A 16,846-nucleotide genomic window follows, 5' to 3' on the forward strand; every position below is an offset into this window, starting at 1 on the left:
TTGATTTACGGACCGCTTTCTCTTCATAATGTAAGTACGTGAAATATTCGAAAAAGCAGGGGTTTTTATGACAAAAAAGACAGATCCATTTAAGTATAGTCTTGATCGTTTAGAGGATGTGGCAGACCAAATTAGTGATGTGCTCAATTGCCCTATTACTATAGAAGATACGCATCATCGATTGCTGGCTTATAGCACACATAATGATTTTACTGATCCCGCCAGAACTTCAACCATTATCTCCCGCCGTGTACCGGAAAAAGTCATTAATCGGCTTTGGAAAGACGGCATCATTCCTACACTCCTTAAAACAGACGAACCGCTTCGTGTCCCTCAAATTGCAGAGGTGGGTTTATCTAGCAGGGTTGCCATTTCAATCTGGAAGGACAAAGAAGTACTCGGATTTATCTGGGCGATTGAATCCACACAGCCTTTTTCAGAAGAAGAAATGGACCTTCTGAAGATGGCAGCACATGCTGTTAAAAACAAATTACTTAACTTACAAATTCGCAAAACGAAAACAGAAGAACGCAATCAGGAGCTTTTTTGGAAGATGCTCACAGGTCATATTCATGAAAAGGATGAGATGCTCGACCTATTTTTAAGACTCGGCATCAGATGTCCAGACACGTATGCCATCATCATCTTCCGACTTCGTGACGAACTCACAGAGGACACAGAAAAAAAGCTATCTTATCTGCTTGAAACAACACAGCAAGTCCAAGTGCTGTTAACGACTGTTGATTTTCACGAATTCATTATTCTTGTCTCACCAAAAACAGAGCACCCACTGCAGGATATTAAACAATTCACAAGCGGCATGCTGCAGCAGCTGTCTGATCGTTATCATATCCATCACGTTCAAGCAGCGATTGGTGGAATTTACGATAACATCTCTCATATTCAGCCATCCTATAAAGAAGCACTGGCTGTATTAAAAACAAAAGAGCGCTTCCCTGTTGAAACCGAACGTTTACACAGTTTTTCTGAGCTTGGTATTTATCAATATTTAGATGTCCTCGCTGAAAAACGAAGGGGCTCATCTTACTCCAGTTACTCTTTATCAAAGCTGGAAGATTACGACCTGAGGCATCATTCCAACCTAGTCGAAACCCTTGAACGGTTTATTGACTGTGACAGCAATGCCAATATTGCCGCAAAGCAACTAAACATCCACATCAATACATTGAATTACAGATTAAAACGCATTACGGACATTGCAGAAATCGATTTAAAAAACATGAATGAGAAAATGACCATATACCTTGATATGAAGCTAAAAAACGTCCATTTGTGAAATTTCACAAAGAGGCGTTTTTTTATTTTTTATTTCAACCGAAGCATTTTTTAAACATTCAGGATACACTAGACATACAATATGAATAGATAAGCATGGGAGGAATAAACATGATCATCGGCATTCCGAAAGAGATTAAGAACAATGAAAACCGAGTGGCATTAACACCAGGAGCAGCTTCTCAATTACTTTCAGCTGGACATCAGATTTTGATTGAAACAAACGCTGGTTTTGGAAGCGGATTCACTGATGACGATTATGTATCTGTTGGTGCAGAAATTCTTGATCAAGCGAAAGATGTGTGGGCTTCTTCTGATATGATCATGAAGGTAAAAGAACCATTACCTGAGGAATATTCATTTTTCAGAGAAGGACTCATCTTATTTACGTACCTGCATCTTGCTGCAGAGCCCTCCTTGGCTGAAGCTTTAAAACAAAAAGGCGTCACAGCTATTGCTTATGAAACAGTAACGGACGGAAAATCACTCCCTCTCTTAACACCTATGTCTGAAGTGGCAGGCAGAATGGCCGCCCAAATCGGTGCACAATTTTTAGAAAAGCCAAAAGGCGGTAAAGGCATCTTGCTCGCAGGCGTACCAGGGGTATCAAGAGGGAAGGTCACAATTATAGGCGGCGGTGTTGTTGGAACAAACGCAGCGAAAATGGCGATTGGACTTGGCGCAGATGTCACTCTTATTGACGTAAACGCAGAACGATTACGTCAGCTGGACGATCAATTTGGGCATCAAATGAAAACGTTAATGTCTAACCCTGTCAATATCGCCGATTCAGTCAGTGAGGCGGACCTTCTCATTTGTGCGGTGCTGATTCCAGGTGCCAAAGCACCAACGCTTGTGACGGAAGAAATGGTGAAGCAAATGAAGCCCGGTTCCGTCATCGTAGACGTAGCCATTGACCAAGGCGGCATTGTCGAAACCATAGATCATATCACAACACATGATCAACCTACTTATGAAAAACACGGTATTTTACATTATGCTGTCGCCAATATGCCTGGAGCAGTACCACGGACATCGACTGTTGCTTTAACGAATGTCACCGTTCCCTACGCACTGCAAATTGCTAATAAAGGCGCTGCAAAAGCCATTCAAGAAAACAAAGCCATCGCAGAAGGTGTCAATGTCATGAACGGACATATCACATATGAAGCCGTCGCTCGTGATCTCGGCTATGATTATGTACCTGTTCATCAAGCGATCGATGCGTCCTCTATGACAGAAGCTTAATACAGACCCGCCCTTTTGATGGGCGGGTTTTATTGTTAACCAATATTAAAAACAGGTTGACAAATAACCTTCATCCCCTTAATCTATTTGTACAGATAAGACAGGGGGAAACATCATGCAACAGAAAACAAGAACCGCTGATTTTGTGCTAGTCGGAATGTTTGCTGCACTCATGGCGATTGGAGCGAATATCACATCCATTGTGCCGTTTTTACAGGTCGGCGGAATTCCACTTACGATGCAGCCATTTTTTTGTGTACTTGCTGGTCTTTTGCTCGGCAGACGGCTTGGTGCTTTAGCGATGATTGTATATGCCTTGGTCGGAATTGCTGGCGCACCTGTATTCGCACAGTTTTCAGCAGGCTTTGGGGTGATTTTAGGCAAAAGCGGTGGTTTTGTCTTATCGTATATTCCTGCTGCCTGGCTAGCTGGATTCATTTTAGAAAAAAGAAAAAATCCTGGATTTGGCCGCTTTTTACTTGCAGCTATTGCAGGTACGACCGTCATGTATGTGATCGGAACGACTTATACGTACCTCGCATTAAATGTGTGGCTGAATGCCCCGATTTCTTATCAAACCACGTGGTTCTTTATGATCTGGTTTATGGTGAAAGATTACGCATTGACGATATTACTTGCGATGCTGGCACCTAAAATTTATCGCTCTGTTTCAAAAGCTACGTCCTTTCGAAAACAACAAGCCGCATCATAAGTGCAGACACCATCTACAAGTCGCATAGAAAAGAGCCTGTCTTCATTCAGGCTCTTTTTTCATCATTATTCAGCGTATTGGTCAATGATTCCTTCTAGCATCCCTTCAAGCACTTCTACATCTTCAAGGTCTGATGGACTGAAGCGGTAGCGCACAAGCTGTTCTCCATCATGATACATCTCCTCAAGCCACCCTCTGAGTCCTCTTGCTCTGCGGTCGACTTCGAAAACAATGTCTAATCCGCCTTCATCTATCAGAAAAATCAGCTCTAATTCATCAAGCATATAACGATAGTCATCTGATGTCGGAATAAACTCGAATTCTTGAACAAATGGCAGACGACGCTGGAAGTAAGGTGCTTGTTCACAGTCCGCTTCGTTCAGGTGGAAGCCAAGATTTCTAGTGGCCTCCAGTACATTTCTCACCCAAGGATGTGCTTCAACGAAAATGCGGTCATAGTCAGATTTATCGATTCCTCCTTGGATATCAAGGTCTGTCATTACTGCAATTTCTACTTTTCCGATCGTCATCGGGGTATCGATAGGAAGAATAAATGAAAACGGAAATTCATGCTTTTCTCCAGGCTGGATGATAAAAGAATCCGTCACCCGTAAAGTAAAGATATTCACATATTTTCTATGCTCTTCATCATCTTTCACAATCACATACTGTGTTTGAATCTTGACATTGATATAGCGGATGTCCTGAGAGATTTTCCCGCCTTTTGCATGGACAGTTCCCCTTACCTCTTGTCCAGGATAATAAGTGTTTTTCTCCAAAATGGTATCTACCTTTGCCGCACCAATCCCTGCACTTGCCGCTAGCTTTTTAAAAAATGACATCTCTCATCTTCCCCTTTTCGTTTTTATCAGCATATATACGTAAGATAGAGGAAGAAAGATTCATTTAATTCATACTTTAGTCCTAATTATTTTTTCGCTTGTGAACAACAAAAAAGCTTATAGAAAAAACATCATCGTTTTCTCTACAAGCTTTTCATCTTACAGGATAATCGCTGCAAGCCAGCCGAATAGAACAAGCGGGATATTATAATAGATAAAAGTCGGGACACATGTACCCCAAATGTGGTGATGCTGTCCATCCATGTTCAATCCAGATGTCGGTCCAAGCGTACTGTCACTTGCAGGTGAACCTGCATCACCAACAGCCGCAGCTGAACCAATAATGGCAATGGTCGCCATTGGACTAAATCCAAGGTGTAAACAAAGTGGAACAAAGATGGTCGTAATAATTGGAATCGTGGCAAATGATGATCCGATCCCCATTGTCACAAGCAGACCCACAAGCAGCATTAAAATGGCCGCGAGACTTTGGCTGTTGCCGATAAATTGTGAAGATGCTTTAACAAGCGTTTCAATGTCTCCTGTTTTGGTTAAAACGTTGGCAAATCCAGCCGCAACAAGCATGACAAAACCGATAAATGCCATCATGTTCATTCCTGATGTAATCAGTTGATCTGCTTCATCGCGTTTCATCATTCCGGTCACAAACAAGACAAGCAGTCCTGCGAGTGCACCGAAGATCATTCCTTCCACGCCAAGGCTTTGAGACAGATAAAGCTGGACAATCAATGACACGAGAATGGCAAGACCGGCAAAGAATAGACTTTTTGTCGTATACGCTGATTTCTCTACATCTGTAATATCGCGATCCTCATATACTTTTGGCTTACGATACATGAAAAGAGAGACAATCAATCCTAGCACCATCCCCCCAACAGGGATCAGCATGGCATATGGAATATCTGCTAAATTCACAGCTAGACCTGCATCCTTCATATTGTCACGGAGCATTCCGTGGAAAATCTGTCCAAAACCGACTGGAAGTAAAATATATGGTGCAGTGAGTCCGAAGGTCATGACACACGCTAGCAGTCTACGGTCAATTTGAAGCTCGTTAAACACTTTTAATAATGGCGGAATTAAGACCGGAATAAAGGCAATGTGAACAGGAACGACGTTTTGTGAAAAACAAGATACGATCAAAATCACAAGAATGATCAGTACTTTTGATAATGTTTTTCTTCTTGAGTCGCCTTCTTTTCCTAAAAGCTTCACTGCTCCTTCAACCATGGCATCTGGAAGACCCGTTTTTGTCAGCGCCGCAGCAAATGCCCCTAAAAGCGCATAACTAATTGCCACTGTCGCATTTCCTCCGAGCCCGTCAGTAAAGGCTTCCACTGTTCCTCCCAGGCCTAATCCACCTGCAAGTCCGCCAGCTAAAGCACCAAGTGCGAGGGCAATGACCACATTGACCCGCAGCAAGCTTAATATCAACATTAAAACAACCGCTAAAACAACTGCATTCATGGTGAAACCCCCGAAATCCTTTAGTTTACTAATGTAGTAGATAATTAAAGTACCAACGTATGTTACCATAGAAAAAATACTACGTCAAATGGCGTTTGACCTACATAAAAAAGGCCCTGCCATTTGGCAGAGCCTCATCCTTTATTTCTTTCCTTCAAATCGTTCCACAAATGTGGCCAATGACCGTACCATCACACCTGTCGCCCCCGTTGGTCCAAAGCATGAAGGCTTTTCTGTTGTGGCTGTTCCTGCAATATCCAAGTGAACCCAAGGCGTATCCTCAGCAAACTCACCGATGAAAGCTCCTGCCATGATCGCATGACCATCGCGGCCTGGTGAGTTATTGAGATCAGCCATTTTGCTGTTTCGTACGCGCTTTTTATCTTTTTCAGTGATTGGCAGCTGCCAAATCATTTCACCGCATTCTTCTGATGCCTCTTTAAACTGGGCATACAGTTCATCGTTATTCGTCATGACGCCTGTTGTCTCATTTCCAAGTGCCACAATGACTCCGCCTGTTAATGTCGCCACGTCTACAAGAACAGAGGCACCGTGCTGCTTCGCATATGTCACCCCATCTGCTAAAACAAGACGGCCTTCTGCATCCGTATTCAGCACTTCGATTGTTTTACCGCTAAGCGACACAATGACGTCATCCGGTTTCATCGCGTCAGCCGAGATCATATTGTCTGTCGAAGCAATAACAGCAATGACATTTTGCTCTGGGCGCAGTTCACCGATGATTTCCATAGCGCCTAAAACAGAGGCTGAGCCGCCCATATCAGTTTTCATCCCAACCATACTGGCTCTTGGCTTTAACGAATAGCCACCAGTATCATATGTGATGCCTTTACCGACAAGCCCAATCACGTCCGTCCATTCTTCCTTGCCTTGATATTTCAGAACGATGAGCTTTGGTGGTTCTGTTGAGCCTCTATTGACAGCTAGAATCCCGCCCATCCCGAGCTCTTCCATTTGTTCTTTATCTAAAATTTCAATCTCAAATTCGTATTTATACGCAAGCTCTGCCGCGTACGAAGCCAGATCAGAGGATGTGAGCATATTCGGCGGCATATTCACAAGGGTACGAGCCGAATTGACGGACTGTCCGTAGACCTCGCCCACTTTCAGACTTGCCTGAATTTCAGTCGTATCATGATCCGTCATTGCATAAACAAATTCGATGAAGCGATCCGGCTCATTTGTTTTATGTTTAAAATCTTGTAATTCATATGTAGCTAAAAGGCAGCTTTCAGAAAGGGCATGGGCTGCATCTTGGGCAGGCAGATCCTTTCCAATAAACGTATCCAGTAAGACCGAAACCGCTTGCTTTTTATCTTGATGAAGCTTTTTAAATAAATGGGCAAACCCTTCTTTTGCCTCTTCAAACGTGTAATCTGATTCCTTCCCAAGTCCGACAAAATAAATGCGTTTGATGCCTGTTTCAGGGGATGGGAAAAACTTCGAAAGCTGATTTCGTTTAGATGAAATATCGCCTTCTTTTAATAATTCAGTGATTCGTCCTTCAAGTAATTCATCCATTTCTTTTGCTTTTCCTGATAATTGGCTCTTTTGAAAAAGTCCGATCGCCAGTGTATCTTTATGTTGCCATTCATTTGTCGAGAAAAACATATTTATCACACGCTCCTTCAATGAACTCCATTTTTCACATTGGAACTTCTATTATATCAAAATTTGCGGGTCTATACGATCATTGCCAGTCTGTCTTTACTTGATGAACATTTATATTTTCACACGCGGAAGGGCATCATGAAAAAGCGATGAAAACTTGTACAGCCCGTCCGCGTCTCCTCGTTCCACATCTACTTTCTTTAATGTTATAATTGAACATGGACTTGGCAGCATTTGAATCTGCTATCATTTTTTCATCATACTAGGGTACACAGTCCACCATTTTGCACGATATTTTTTCTTACAGAGAGGATGTTTCTTGTTCATGAGCGTACTGACGAATTTTCCGCTGCTTGCCAGCCTTGCAGCCATCTTTTTTGCTCAATTTGTAAAAGTACCGATTCAATTTATCATTTCTAGACGACTAGATTGGTCGCTCATTACAAGCACAGGCGGAATGCCAAGTTCACACTCCGCAGCCGTAACAGCACTCTCAACAGCAGTGGCTTTAGAGCACGGGCTAAATACATCAATCTTTGCGATTTCCGCCATCTTTGCGATTATTACCATGTTCGATGCGACAGGTGTGCGCAGACAGGCAGGAGAACAGGCAACTGTACTGAACAAGCTGGTAACAGATTTTAACCGATTTGTTTCTGAAGCAAAGAATTTCCCGAGTGCGGAAGAAAAAGAAAAGCAAAAGAAATTGAAAGAGCTTCTTGGTCATAAGCCGATTGAAGTCTTCTTTGGCGGCTTAACAGGGATCTTGCTGACACTTATCTTAGATTATTACTTCATGTAGAAGCGAAAAAAGCTTTGGACCTCAAACTTGTCCAAAGCTTTTTTATTCTTTATTGGCTTGAAACTGCTGACGGAATACTTGCATTGATTTTGCTTCATTCAGCTGGTTTAAGTCTTTTTCCGTTAACGTTCCTTCGCCCTTTTTGATGATATACACATCGAGCACTTTTTTACCCCATTCTCTATACACATCATCTACTGTTTCATAGTATAAATCAAGCTTATGACCTTTAATGGCTTTTCCCGTATCTGCGACCACTCCGTAGCCATAGTTTGGGATAAAGAGCACCGTTCCAATCGGAAAGACTGATGGGTCCGCAGCCACAGTTGAATATAGATCACGTTTCACTTTGACGCCTGAATATGTAATGCCATATGCATGGTGTTCCTTCGTTTTACCTGTTGATTCCACACCTGCTGTATAGCCTGTGGCGACAACCTTTTGCTTCGGGTAATCGTTCCAATTGAACGCTTCTTCGAGAGATATAGCCCGCAAGTCATCACTTTTGAGTGCCATCGTTTCTCTTTTTTGCTGTTGGAAAAAAGAAGATACTTGCTTGCCAGGATCAGTCTCTTTCACCCAGGCAGCTACATCACTTGGTTCAACTCCAGATATGCCCGTAAAGCTTGTCAAAAGAGCAAGCATAAAAAGGGCTGTCATGAACAATCGTTTCATCCATGTTTTCATCTTTATTTGTCACTCCTCTACCCATCTATTTGTTTCCAAACAAAATGGAAACTATGCAAAGGAGAAACAAAAAAACCCACTTGCCTATCTACAAGTGAGTTAAAACATTTGATACCCTCTTTTTCGAAGTGCATTAATGACAAAACCTGATGCAATTGCACCAATCAGACCGCTTAACAAAATAATGATATCAGCCGCTGCGAGAGAGACAATGCGGTCCCCTATTCCTGAAAAAGCGATGCCCGGTTCTCTGACATAAGCAATCATCTTTTGATTGTTGATAATGAAAAGGCATACAATTGGATATAAAATAGCCATAATCCATGACATTCTCAGCAGCATATTGAGCAAAAAGCCAATGCCGAAGAATAACACGAAAAATAAAATAACGGAAATAATAACGACTGGTAAACTGATCACTTCATCTCCACCCCCAAATATCCCATCATTAGTTTAACTTGGAAATAGAGATGAAGTCAATCAATGGAAAAAGCAGATGGATTAAAGCTTCTTTCCTGTCCCTTTACATTCCTCACATGTTTCAGATCCGCCGAGCAATAGCTGAAAATATCCTTTCCCCGAACAATATTGACAGGTGGACTTCTTTTCTTTTGTATGTGCATTCATATTGCTCACTCCCTTAATCTAAATTTTCTGATAATTTATCATACCATACTTTACTGCCGATAACCAAGTAAGAAAATATGTCAAAAAAAACGTGTATCACGGAGATACACGTTTTTGTCTATATCGGTTTAGAAGAACTTGAATTTTCCTTTTTTCAGAACAAGTCCTGGTCCGCCAACCATGAATAAAGAACGGTTGTCGATGATTTTCTTCATTGCTGAAGCTTTTGTTCCTTGAAGTTTTTTACCAAACGCAACACCTACAGCGTCGTGTTCACCAAGTGAAGCAACTGTTCCTTTGATGTCTGGCTTAAAGCTTTCAAGAGAACCACCTTTCACTAGTGCTGCAAGGTTTTTCGCTACTGTTTCACCTTGCTGCATAGCGATTTGTGCAGTTGGTGGGTATGGACGGTTGATTTCTTCATTGATGATCAATGAACAGTCACCGATGATGAATACATCATCATTTTCTGGTACACGAAGATCTGGAGATACTTTTACGCGTCCGCGCATGTTTTCAAATCCAGCTTCTTCAACGATTGGGTTACCGCGTACACCAGCAGCCCAAACAACAGTTTCAGCTTTGATTTCTTCAGTATCATCGTCTTTTCCAACAATGATGCCTTCTGGCGTACATTCTTTGATCGCTGTACCAATTTTGAACTCAACGCCTTTACCTTGAAGGTAGTTCATTGCATAGTCGATCAATGCAGGATCGAATCCTGGAAGAGCTGTTGGTGCAGCTTCTACACAGATGATGCGCACATCTTTTTGATCAATATCATACTCTTTGCAAAGCTCAGGCACACGGTTTCCAAGCTCACCAAGGAACTCAATACCTGTGAAGCCCGCACCGCCGACAACGATTGTCAAGCGCTCTGGACGTTTTTCAGCTTCCGTATTATACGTCGCAAATTGAAGCTCAATATGCTCACGAAGCTGACGAGCAGAGTTGATGTTAGAGATTGAGAATGCATATTCTTTCAGTCCTGCAATACCAAATGTTTCAGGAACAGCACCAAGCGCAACAACAAGGTAGTCGTAAGAAAGTTCGCCATCTGATGTCACGACTTTCTTCTCTTCCTTATTAATGCTTTCAACTGTTGCTTGTACAAAGTTGACACGGGAACTGTTAATCACATCTTTGATTTGATAACGACAGCGGTCATGATGAAGTGTACCTGCACTTGCTTCATGTAACCATGTTGTTTCGTAATGATAATTATGCTTGTTCACAAGAGTAATGTCCGCATCATTTGTGCCAAGCTGTTTTGTTAATCTTGTTACAGTCATTAATCCGCCATAACCTGCACCTAATACAACGATTTTCGGTTTATTCACTGGAATCACATCCACCTTTTTTAAATTTGCTGTAAAACGGATAAAGAATTACATATCGTTATTCTCAACCGCTTTGCGGCATTTTATGAAATTTAAACAAAAAAATAAGTATGTGAAAATCTGAACTTTCACCTACATAAAACGAAAGCATTTGACCGTATCCGACAAAAATTCATAAAAAATTAATATTTAGTTCCCTTAACAATAATAGCGAGTTCTGATCCAATTTTCAAGGCTTTAAACTGAAAATCCTTATGATAAACGGTCTTTCTCACTTTTTCCTCTTTTTCAAAGCTTCGGCATCAAAAAACGACAAGTTTTTCAAAACAAGTCAAACGACGATGTGTGGTATGATATGATATAGTGATAACAATTTTCATTTGGGAGGATTAAAGGAATGCAAGAAGATTCTAAGGTATATGACATTACCGTTATCGGGGGCGGCCCAGTAGGATTGTTTACTGCGTTTTACGGTGGCATGAGACAGGCAAGTGTGAAAATCATTGAGAGCCTTCCTCAGCTCGGCGGTCAATTATCCGCTCTTTACCCTGAAAAATACATTTATGATGTGGCTGGTTTTCCAAAAATCCGCGCACAAGAATTAATTGATAACTTAAAGGAACAAATGGATAAATTTGATCAAACCATTTGCTTAGAGCAAGCAGTTGAAACAGTTGAAAAACAGGCAGATGGTATCTTTAAACTTGTGACAAATCAAGAGGTTCATTATTCTAAAACGATCATCATCACAGCTGGTAACGGTGCATTCCAACCGAGAAAGCTTGAACTAGATGCAGCAGAATCATTTGAAGGAAGCAACCTGCATTACTTCATTAATGATTTGAATCAATTTGCTGGCAGACGTGTCGCTGTTCTTGGCGGCGGAGACTCTGCGGTGGACTGGGCACTGATGCTTGAACCTATCGCAAAAGAGGTTTCCATTATTCACCGCCGCGATAAATTCCGTGCACATGAGCACAGTGTAGAAAACCTGCACAATTCGAAAGTCAATGTCGTGACGCCATTTGTCCCAACCGAGCTCATTGGTGAAGACCGCATTGAACAGATTGTGCTAGAAGAAGTCAAAGGCGACAAAAAACAAGTGCTTGATGTGGACGACGTGATCGTCAACTTCGGTTTTGTTTCCTCTCTTGGACCAATTAAGCAATGGGGTCTTGAAATCGAAAAGAACTCGATCGTCGTGAAATCCACAATGGAAACAAACATTGAAGGCTTCTATGCGGCAGGAGACATTTGTACGTATGAAGGAAAAGTCAAATTGATTGCCAGCGGATTTGGTGAAGCACCAACGGCTGTCAACAATGCGAAAGCCTACATGGACCCGAAAGCCCGTGTACAGCCTCTTCATTCCACAAGCTTATTTGAAAACAAATAAGCGAAATCAAAAAAAGGAGTTCCCACTAGCGGAACTCCTTTTTCGTTTATTTAAAAATCCCAATATAGGCATTCGCCATTCCAAGTACCATTGCAGCAAGCAGCACCACAACAATCCCTGCCACAACCAAAATCACCCGATCTTTTACACGTTCCTTTTTCGGAAGCGGCTTCTCAATCCCGCAAGCTGGACACGTTTTAGAACGATACGGAATCAGTTCATGACAGTTCCTGCAATTGATTTGTTCACTCAAACCTCAGCAACCTCTTTTCTACCTACAGTTTATGTTTGGTTCTCATGATACTCTTTTCGGGTGGAAATAGCCAGTTGTGAGAGCAAGCTGTAACAAAATTGAGCGATTTATAAATTGTTGAAGAGAGAATGAAGGTTTTATCTGATCAACCGATATAGGAAATGAAGAAGATCATAATGAAGGATAGGTGGAAAGATGTTAAAGCGTTTCATGATCAGTTTGATCTTGTTACTGATGATTGGTGGCTCAGTTGAGCTGTTTGCAAAAGACTATAACAAACATTATGCGCAGTTCGCAGCAGGACTGAATATTGATGTTGATCAACTAGAACCTTTTTTAAAGCGTGTGTCCACTTCCGTTTTAGATTCTGGTTTGAGTGATCAAGAAATCAAACAGATACTCTCTAAAGTCCAAAAAATGAATAAAAACAATGAAACGAAAAAAGTGGGTACTTTTGAAGTAATGTATCATGAAAAACCAGCAAATATTAAAATTGTGATTGAAGTCCATGTGGAAGATGGCAATAAAGAAGTGGTGATCTATATGTTTAGCACCCAAGAGCTGGTGGATGTCTTGGATAAAGAGCTGTTGAAAATAGAAGAAGCAATATGAGAAAGAGACACTGGATGAGTGTCTTTTTTTAAATTTCTTCTCCACCTTTAACATCACATGCTGTTCCACTTAGTCATTTCCAATCATGTCATTATTTTAATAGGCTTAGATTAAGTGAAATCCCCAAAATTAATCAGGTTATTTTAATAACAAATTTTCCATTCATCAATCCTTTTTCTATTGACCCTCACGTAACGTCATATTTTATAGTGATATCAAGAGAGGTGAATTGAAATGAAAGTAAAAGAAGTAGCTGAATTGTTTGGTATTAGTATTCGGACACTTCATCATTACGATCAGATTGGCTTATTGATTCCGAAAGAAGTCACAGATAATCGTTATCGACTCTATTCAGAAGAAAACCTTGAAACATTACAGCAGATATTATTTTTCAGAGAACTTGGATTTCCATTGAAGGAAATAAAAAAGATGATGCATAATCCTTCATTTGAGAAGAAAGAAGCATTTATTTTACAAAGAAAAATGTTAATAGAGAAACGAGATAAATTTGATAAAATGATCGAAAATATTGATAAGACGCTACAGCATTTGATGGGAGAATCTCTCTACACCCATAAAGAAAGGTTCGAGAATATGAATATGAAATTTAGTCAATATGGAGAAGAAGCTCGTCACCGTTGGGGAAATGAAACTGTTGATCAAGTCAGCTCAAAACTAAATCATTTGTCTAAAGATGAACAAATTGAATTATCTGATAGCTGGGATAGCATATTTAATAAACTAGCCTCTCTTCGCAATCATTCCCCTAAATCCAAAGAGGTGCAAATCGTAATCAAACAATGGTACGACTTTTTAAACAAAAACTTTAGTTATTACTCTCTTGATGCTTTTTACGGTTTAGGCCAACTCTATATTCAAGATGAACGTTTCACAAAGAATATAGATCAATATGGTGAGGGCTTGGCATCATTTATGAGCGAAGCGATGAAAGTCTTTACTACTCTTCATAAAAGAGGGAACAGCTATGAAAATTATGATTGAGAATACAATCGATCAATACGAAAAATTATTCTCAACGAAACACAATAAAGAACGTTTTTTCCAACACACCATGATGAAACCTTTTGAAAAGATGTGGAATATGATTAACGTTCCGCTAAAAGCTAAACAGCAAAATGGATATGATGTAATAATGGCAACCAAGATGCTTGGCTATCTTGATGTAACAGATACACAAACTGGACAACAGGCATTGAAGAGACTACGAGAAATTCAGGCTCTTCAAACAGCAGATATCACCTTAAACCATTGTATGGATTTCATAGAAAAGCACAACCTTCAAATAAATGCTGATGAGTTGAGATTTGGTCTATATATAGCTGATCCGAAAAAGCTTGAACTGCAAAAAGGATATTGTGGCTTTGGGGGAATTCCTGGATTTATTCAAGTATCACTATATCCAAATTCATATAATATCCCTAGAATTCCTGCTCTCATTGCACATGAATTCCATCATAATATCCGTTTTTCACATTTTGAATGGGATTACGGAAACGTCACGGTTGGAGATTATTTAATTATAGAGGGTTTAGCTGAATCATTTGTAAAAGAGCTTTATGGTGAACATGTGTTAGGACCTTGGGTCACTTCTTTTGATAAAGAGGAATTAGACTATTCAAAAGAAGTGATAAAAGAGGCTTTACATACAAAAGGGTTTGCTGAGGTCAGCAGTTATATGTTTGGTGATATCATTGCAAAAGAACAAGGCTTTCAGCCTGTCGGATTATCACCCTTTGCAGGCTATGCAGTAGGCTATCAAGCTGTACAATCTTTTATGAGAAAAAATAATATAGGAATAGAAGAAGCCACCTTACTTGGTACAGATGAAATATTAAGAAATTGCGAACTTTTTTATACTTAAATACCATACAAAAAAAAGACGGTGCTGAGTGATTTAAGTTATCTCCCCTTTTCACATCTTTAATACAATACAAAAAAACCTCCTCGAATCATAACCAATTTGAGGAGGTTTTAAATATTCAATATGGATTTACAAAATTAATTGTTACTAACCTTAACACTCTTCCGGCGTACCGGTATTTGTCGCTGTTCTGAAAGAAGAACCGCATCCGCATGAAGCAATCGCGTTCGGATTATCAATAGTGAAACCGCCGCCCATTAGTGATTGTTTGAAATCAATGATGGTGCCGTTCATGATATCAAGGCTTTCGGAGTCGACAAGAACCTGGATGCCTTGCTGTTCGAACTGCGTGTCTTTCTCTGAAACTTCATGGTCAAAGCCCATTCCGTATGAAAGACCGCTACAGCCGCCGCCTTTTACGCCAACTCGTAGGAACGCATTTTCTTCTTCATGTTCTTTCATCATATCTTTAATCTGCAGTGCAGCAGCTTCTGTAATGGTTACTGGTGTACTCATGATCATCCCTCCTTTTGACTGGATGTTTCTTTTCAATTATAAACGTGATGGTGGCTTTTCTCAAATAAATGGTTTACAGATAAAATGTGCCGTCACAAATCGTTTCAGCAGGCCCTGTCATGAGCACATGGTCGTTGTCTTTCCAGCGAATGATGAGATCTCCGCCTGCTAAGTGAACCGTCATGTCCGTTTCTTTTTTCGCCTGTCCATTCACAATCGTGGATACGGCAGCCGCGCAAGCTCCCGTTCCGCAGGCTTGAGTAATGCCAGATCCTCTTTCCCACACACGAAAATGCAGTTCTGTTTCACTAACCACTTCTACAAATTCTACATTGACGCCTTCTGGGAACATGTCGTGTTTTTCGATGATTGGCCCAGTTGTATCAAGCGGTGCCTTTTCAATGTCCTCTAAATAAAACACGATGTGCGGATTTCCCATTGAAACGGCCGTTCCATTTAAGGTCGTCGTGCCAAAATCAAGCGGTTCATTAATCGTTGTGCTTGCTGGTTCACCTAGCATCGGCATCGCTTCTTTTTCAAAACGAGGCTTTCCCATATCTACTGTCACTAAATGTACGTGACCATCCTGTACATGAACGGTCGCTTCAACGAGTCCTGACAATGTCTCAATCTGGAACGTTGTGTCTGTGACGATTTGATGCTCATACACATATTTTGCGACGCAGCGCAGACCGTTGCCGCAGTTTTTTCCCTCTGATCCATCATTGTTGAAAATGCGCATTTTCACAGGTGCAACATCTGATGGACAAATAAGGATCATTCCGTCTGAACCGATTCCTGTATAAACAGAAGAAACCTGGATCGCTATCTCTGATAGCTGCTCTTCTGGAAGCTGTTCCTTCATCTGATTGACGTATATATAATTATTTCCTAATCCGTGCATTTTCGTGAATTGAAATGATGTCATGAGCTTCCTCCAAAAATGTTGTTTCTTTATAGTATAAAAGGAGTCGATTCAGGAGACAATCTTATCATCCCCCGTTTTTCATACATAAAAGCTCTTTGCTGCCATGGCAAGGGGCTTTTATTATGCATATGCCTCATTTTCTCTCGTGTGATGCTTCATTTTAATGATATTTTATTAGCATAACATATTGGATGCGCTTTCTATTCATTCTCCTTAAAAATGGAAACTTAAAATATGAAAAAAATGCACCTCATGACCCATGTGGTGCATTTAAAACATCTCATTTTCCTCTATAAAAGCATAAATACGCTCAACTAGCTGCTCTGCATTTTCTCCGGAAACAAATTCTCCATTCACGAGTGCAAATGGGGAGTCCATACATTTGCCGCAGTAGCTTAAACAGCCGTATTCCATAACGTCTAGGTTTGGGTCTTTATCAAGCTTCTCTTTTGCTTCTTGAGACCCTTGTGCAAGATTACTTACACAAAATTCGATCAGTGGGAACACTTTGCTTCACCTCACATTGCTTTACCATCCTACCGAAATTCCTTCTATTAGTCAAAACATGAGCTTCACCTGTATCGT

General features: G+C 40.7%; 19 protein-coding genes. 8 read left to right on the top strand and 11 right to left on the bottom strand.

The window, feature by feature from the left end; all coding sequences use genetic code 11:
- The first annotated feature begins 67 nt into the window (after positions 1-67).
- The 3 genes from QRN39_RS11525 (at position 68) to QRN39_RS11535 (ending at position 3,256) form a co-directional block, all read left to right on the top strand.
- The gene (locus QRN39_RS11525; protein ID WP_212045499.1) at positions 68-1,297 is read left to right on the top strand and encodes a PucR family transcriptional regulator; all 1,230 of its coding nucleotides are present in this window, start codon (positions 68-70) and stop codon (positions 1,295-1,297) included.
- 110 nt (positions 1,298-1,407) lie between these two features.
- Positions 1,408-2,544 carry an alanine dehydrogenase gene (ald, locus tag QRN39_RS11530; protein WP_061409499.1) on the top strand — a complete coding sequence of 379 codons (1,137 nt, stop codon included), beginning with the start codon at positions 1,408-1,410 and terminating at the stop codon, positions 2,542-2,544.
- Positions 2,545-2,659: 115 nt separating this feature from the next.
- On the top strand, positions 2,660-3,256 hold the full coding sequence (locus QRN39_RS11535) for a biotin transporter BioY (protein WP_003212636.1): 597 nt from the start codon (positions 2,660-2,662) through the stop codon (positions 3,254-3,256).
- Between the two features lie 65 nt (positions 3,257-3,321).
- Here QRN39_RS11535 and QRN39_RS11540 read toward each other — a convergent pair whose 3' ends face one another.
- The 3 genes from QRN39_RS11540 to QRN39_RS11550 form a co-directional block, all read right to left on the bottom strand.
- Positions 3,322-4,098, bottom strand: a complete 777-nt coding sequence (locus QRN39_RS11540; protein ID WP_137054456.1) for a sporulation protein — start codon at positions 4,096-4,098, stop codon at positions 3,322-3,324.
- A gap of 159 nt (positions 4,099-4,257) precedes the next feature.
- Positions 4,258-5,586, bottom strand: coding sequence for a Na+/H+ antiporter family protein (locus QRN39_RS11545; protein WP_003212911.1), 1,329 nt, complete (start codon positions 5,584-5,586; stop codon positions 4,258-4,260).
- Positions 5,587-5,727: 141 nt separating this feature from the next.
- Positions 5,728-7,218 (bottom strand): leucyl aminopeptidase, encoded by a 1,491-nt coding sequence (locus tag QRN39_RS11550; protein ID WP_050944058.1) that lies wholly within the window; start codon positions 7,216-7,218, stop codon positions 5,728-5,730.
- A gap of 325 nt (positions 7,219-7,543) precedes the next feature.
- On the opposite strand from QRN39_RS11550, the gene QRN39_RS11555 reads away from it, so the two are divergent.
- Complete coding sequence (locus tag QRN39_RS11555; RefSeq protein WP_003212726.1) at positions 7,544-8,020, top strand: divergent PAP2 family protein; 477 nt, start codon at positions 7,544-7,546, stop codon at positions 8,018-8,020.
- A gap of 42 nt (positions 8,021-8,062) precedes the next feature.
- Here QRN39_RS11555 and QRN39_RS11560 read toward each other — a convergent pair whose 3' ends face one another.
- The 4 genes from QRN39_RS11560 to QRN39_RS11575 all read right to left on the bottom strand — a co-directional run bounded on the left by QRN39_RS11560 (position 8,063) and on the right by QRN39_RS11575 (position 10,680).
- Positions 8,063-8,707, bottom strand: a complete 645-nt coding sequence (locus QRN39_RS11560; protein WP_003212854.1) for a 3D domain-containing protein — start codon at positions 8,705-8,707, stop codon at positions 8,063-8,065.
- Between the two features lie 99 nt (positions 8,708-8,806).
- Positions 8,807-9,127, bottom strand: coding sequence for a YuiB family protein (locus QRN39_RS11565; RefSeq protein WP_003212933.1), 321 nt, complete (start codon positions 9,125-9,127; stop codon positions 8,807-8,809).
- Positions 9,128-9,208: 81 nt separating this feature from the next.
- Positions 9,209-9,334 (bottom strand): YuiA family protein, encoded by a 126-nt coding sequence (locus QRN39_RS11570; protein ID WP_157957789.1) that lies wholly within the window; start codon positions 9,332-9,334, stop codon positions 9,209-9,211.
- A gap of 128 nt (positions 9,335-9,462) precedes the next feature.
- Complete coding sequence (locus QRN39_RS11575; protein ID WP_161792789.1) at positions 9,463-10,680, bottom strand: NAD(P)/FAD-dependent oxidoreductase; 1,218 nt, start codon at positions 10,678-10,680, stop codon at positions 9,463-9,465.
- Positions 10,681-11,071: 391 nt separating this feature from the next.
- Here QRN39_RS11575 and yumC point away from each other — a divergent pair, with 391 nt between their 5' ends.
- Positions 11,072-12,070 (top strand): ferredoxin--NADP reductase 2, encoded by a 999-nt coding sequence (yumC, locus tag QRN39_RS11580; RefSeq protein WP_003212844.1) that lies wholly within the window; start codon positions 11,072-11,074, stop codon positions 12,068-12,070.
- Positions 12,071-12,116: 46 nt separating this feature from the next.
- Here yumC and QRN39_RS11585 read toward each other — a convergent pair whose 3' ends face one another.
- Complete coding sequence (locus tag QRN39_RS11585) at positions 12,117-12,323, bottom strand: hypothetical protein (RefSeq protein ID WP_044140840.1); 207 nt, start codon at positions 12,321-12,323, stop codon at positions 12,117-12,119.
- Positions 12,324-12,518: 195 nt separating this feature from the next.
- Between QRN39_RS11585 and QRN39_RS11590 the strand changes: the two genes are divergently transcribed.
- The 3 genes from QRN39_RS11590 (at position 12,519) to QRN39_RS11600 (ending at position 14,817) form a co-directional block, all read left to right on the top strand.
- Positions 12,519-12,935 (top strand): hypothetical protein, encoded by a 417-nt coding sequence (locus QRN39_RS11590; RefSeq protein ID WP_284907307.1) that lies wholly within the window; start codon positions 12,519-12,521, stop codon positions 12,933-12,935.
- Between the two features lie 234 nt (positions 12,936-13,169).
- A complete protein-coding gene (locus QRN39_RS11595) occupies positions 13,170-13,937 on the top strand; it encodes a MerR family transcriptional regulator (protein WP_199852783.1) in 768 nt (255 codons plus the stop codon).
- Complete coding sequence (locus QRN39_RS11600; protein ID WP_050944062.1) at positions 13,921-14,817, top strand: DUF2268 domain-containing putative Zn-dependent protease; 897 nt, start codon at positions 13,921-13,923, stop codon at positions 14,815-14,817. The genes QRN39_RS11595 and QRN39_RS11600 overlap by 17 nt, the downstream gene beginning before the upstream one ends.
- A 153-nt stretch (positions 14,818-14,970) precedes the next feature.
- On the opposite strand, the gene erpA is transcribed toward QRN39_RS11600, so the two are convergent.
- From erpA to QRN39_RS11615, 3 genes are all read right to left on the bottom strand, one after another.
- Positions 14,971-15,333, bottom strand: coding sequence for an iron-sulfur cluster insertion protein ErpA (erpA, locus tag QRN39_RS11605; RefSeq protein ID WP_012011138.1), 363 nt, complete (start codon positions 15,331-15,333; stop codon positions 14,971-14,973).
- A 73-nt stretch (positions 15,334-15,406) separates the two neighbouring features.
- On the bottom strand, positions 15,407-16,261 hold the full coding sequence (gene dapF, locus QRN39_RS11610) for a diaminopimelate epimerase (protein ID WP_251191386.1): 855 nt from the start codon (positions 16,259-16,261) through the stop codon (positions 15,407-15,409).
- A gap of 270 nt (positions 16,262-16,531) precedes the next feature.
- A complete protein-coding gene (locus QRN39_RS11615; protein ID WP_003213414.1) occupies positions 16,532-16,768 on the bottom strand; it encodes a YuzB family protein in 237 nt (78 codons plus the stop codon).
- Between the last annotated feature and the right edge of the window lie 78 nt (positions 16,769-16,846).

It is taken from the genome of Bacillus sp. lyk4-R2A-2, from assembly GCF_030209735.1.
Lineage (GTDB): Bacteria > Bacillota > Bacilli > Bacillales > Bacillaceae > Bacillus > Bacillus pumilus.

Bases quoted from the DNA above. Each gene is read 5' to 3' on its own strand.
- QRN39_RS11560 (WP_003212854.1), bottom strand. From the start codon at position 8,707: ATGAAAACATGGATGAAACGATTGTTCATGACAGCCCTTTTTATGCTT.
- yumC (WP_003212844.1), top strand. From the start codon at position 11,072: ATGCAAGAAGATTCTAAGGTATATGACATTACCGTTATCGGGGGCGGC.
- QRN39_RS11590 (WP_284907307.1), top strand. From the start codon at position 12,519: ATGTTAAAGCGTTTCATGATCAGTTTGATCTTGTTACTGATGATTGGT.
- erpA (WP_012011138.1), bottom strand. From the start codon at position 15,333: ATGAGTACACCAGTAACCATTACAGAAGCTGCTGCACTGCAGATTAAA.
- QRN39_RS11595 (WP_199852783.1), top strand. From the start codon at position 13,170: ATGAAAGTAAAAGAAGTAGCTGAATTGTTTGGTATTAGTATTCGGACA.
- dapF (WP_251191386.1), bottom strand. From the start codon at position 16,261: ATGACATCATTTCAATTCACGAAAATGCACGGATTAGGAAATAATTAT.
- QRN39_RS11525 (WP_212045499.1), top strand. From the start codon at position 68: ATGACAAAAAAGACAGATCCATTTAAGTATAGTCTTGATCGTTTAGAG.
- QRN39_RS11545 (WP_003212911.1), bottom strand. From the start codon at position 5,586: ATGAATGCAGTTGTTTTAGCGGTTGTTTTAATGTTGATATTAAGCTTG.
- ald (WP_061409499.1), top strand. From the start codon at position 1,408: ATGATCATCGGCATTCCGAAAGAGATTAAGAACAATGAAAACCGAGTG.
- QRN39_RS11600 (WP_050944062.1), top strand. From the start codon at position 13,921: ATGAAAATTATGATTGAGAATACAATCGATCAATACGAAAAATTATTC.
- QRN39_RS11540 (WP_137054456.1), bottom strand. From the start codon at position 4,098: ATGTCATTTTTTAAAAAGCTAGCGGCAAGTGCAGGGATTGGTGCGGCA.
- QRN39_RS11570 (WP_157957789.1), bottom strand. From the start codon at position 9,334: ATGAATGCACATACAAAAGAAAAGAAGTCCACCTGTCAATATTGTTCG.
- QRN39_RS11535 (WP_003212636.1), top strand. From the start codon at position 2,660: ATGCAACAGAAAACAAGAACCGCTGATTTTGTGCTAGTCGGAATGTTT.
- QRN39_RS11555 (WP_003212726.1), top strand. From the start codon at position 7,544: ATGAGCGTACTGACGAATTTTCCGCTGCTTGCCAGCCTTGCAGCCATC.
- QRN39_RS11550 (WP_050944058.1), bottom strand. From the start codon at position 7,218: ATGTTTTTCTCGACAAATGAATGGCAACATAAAGATACACTGGCGATC.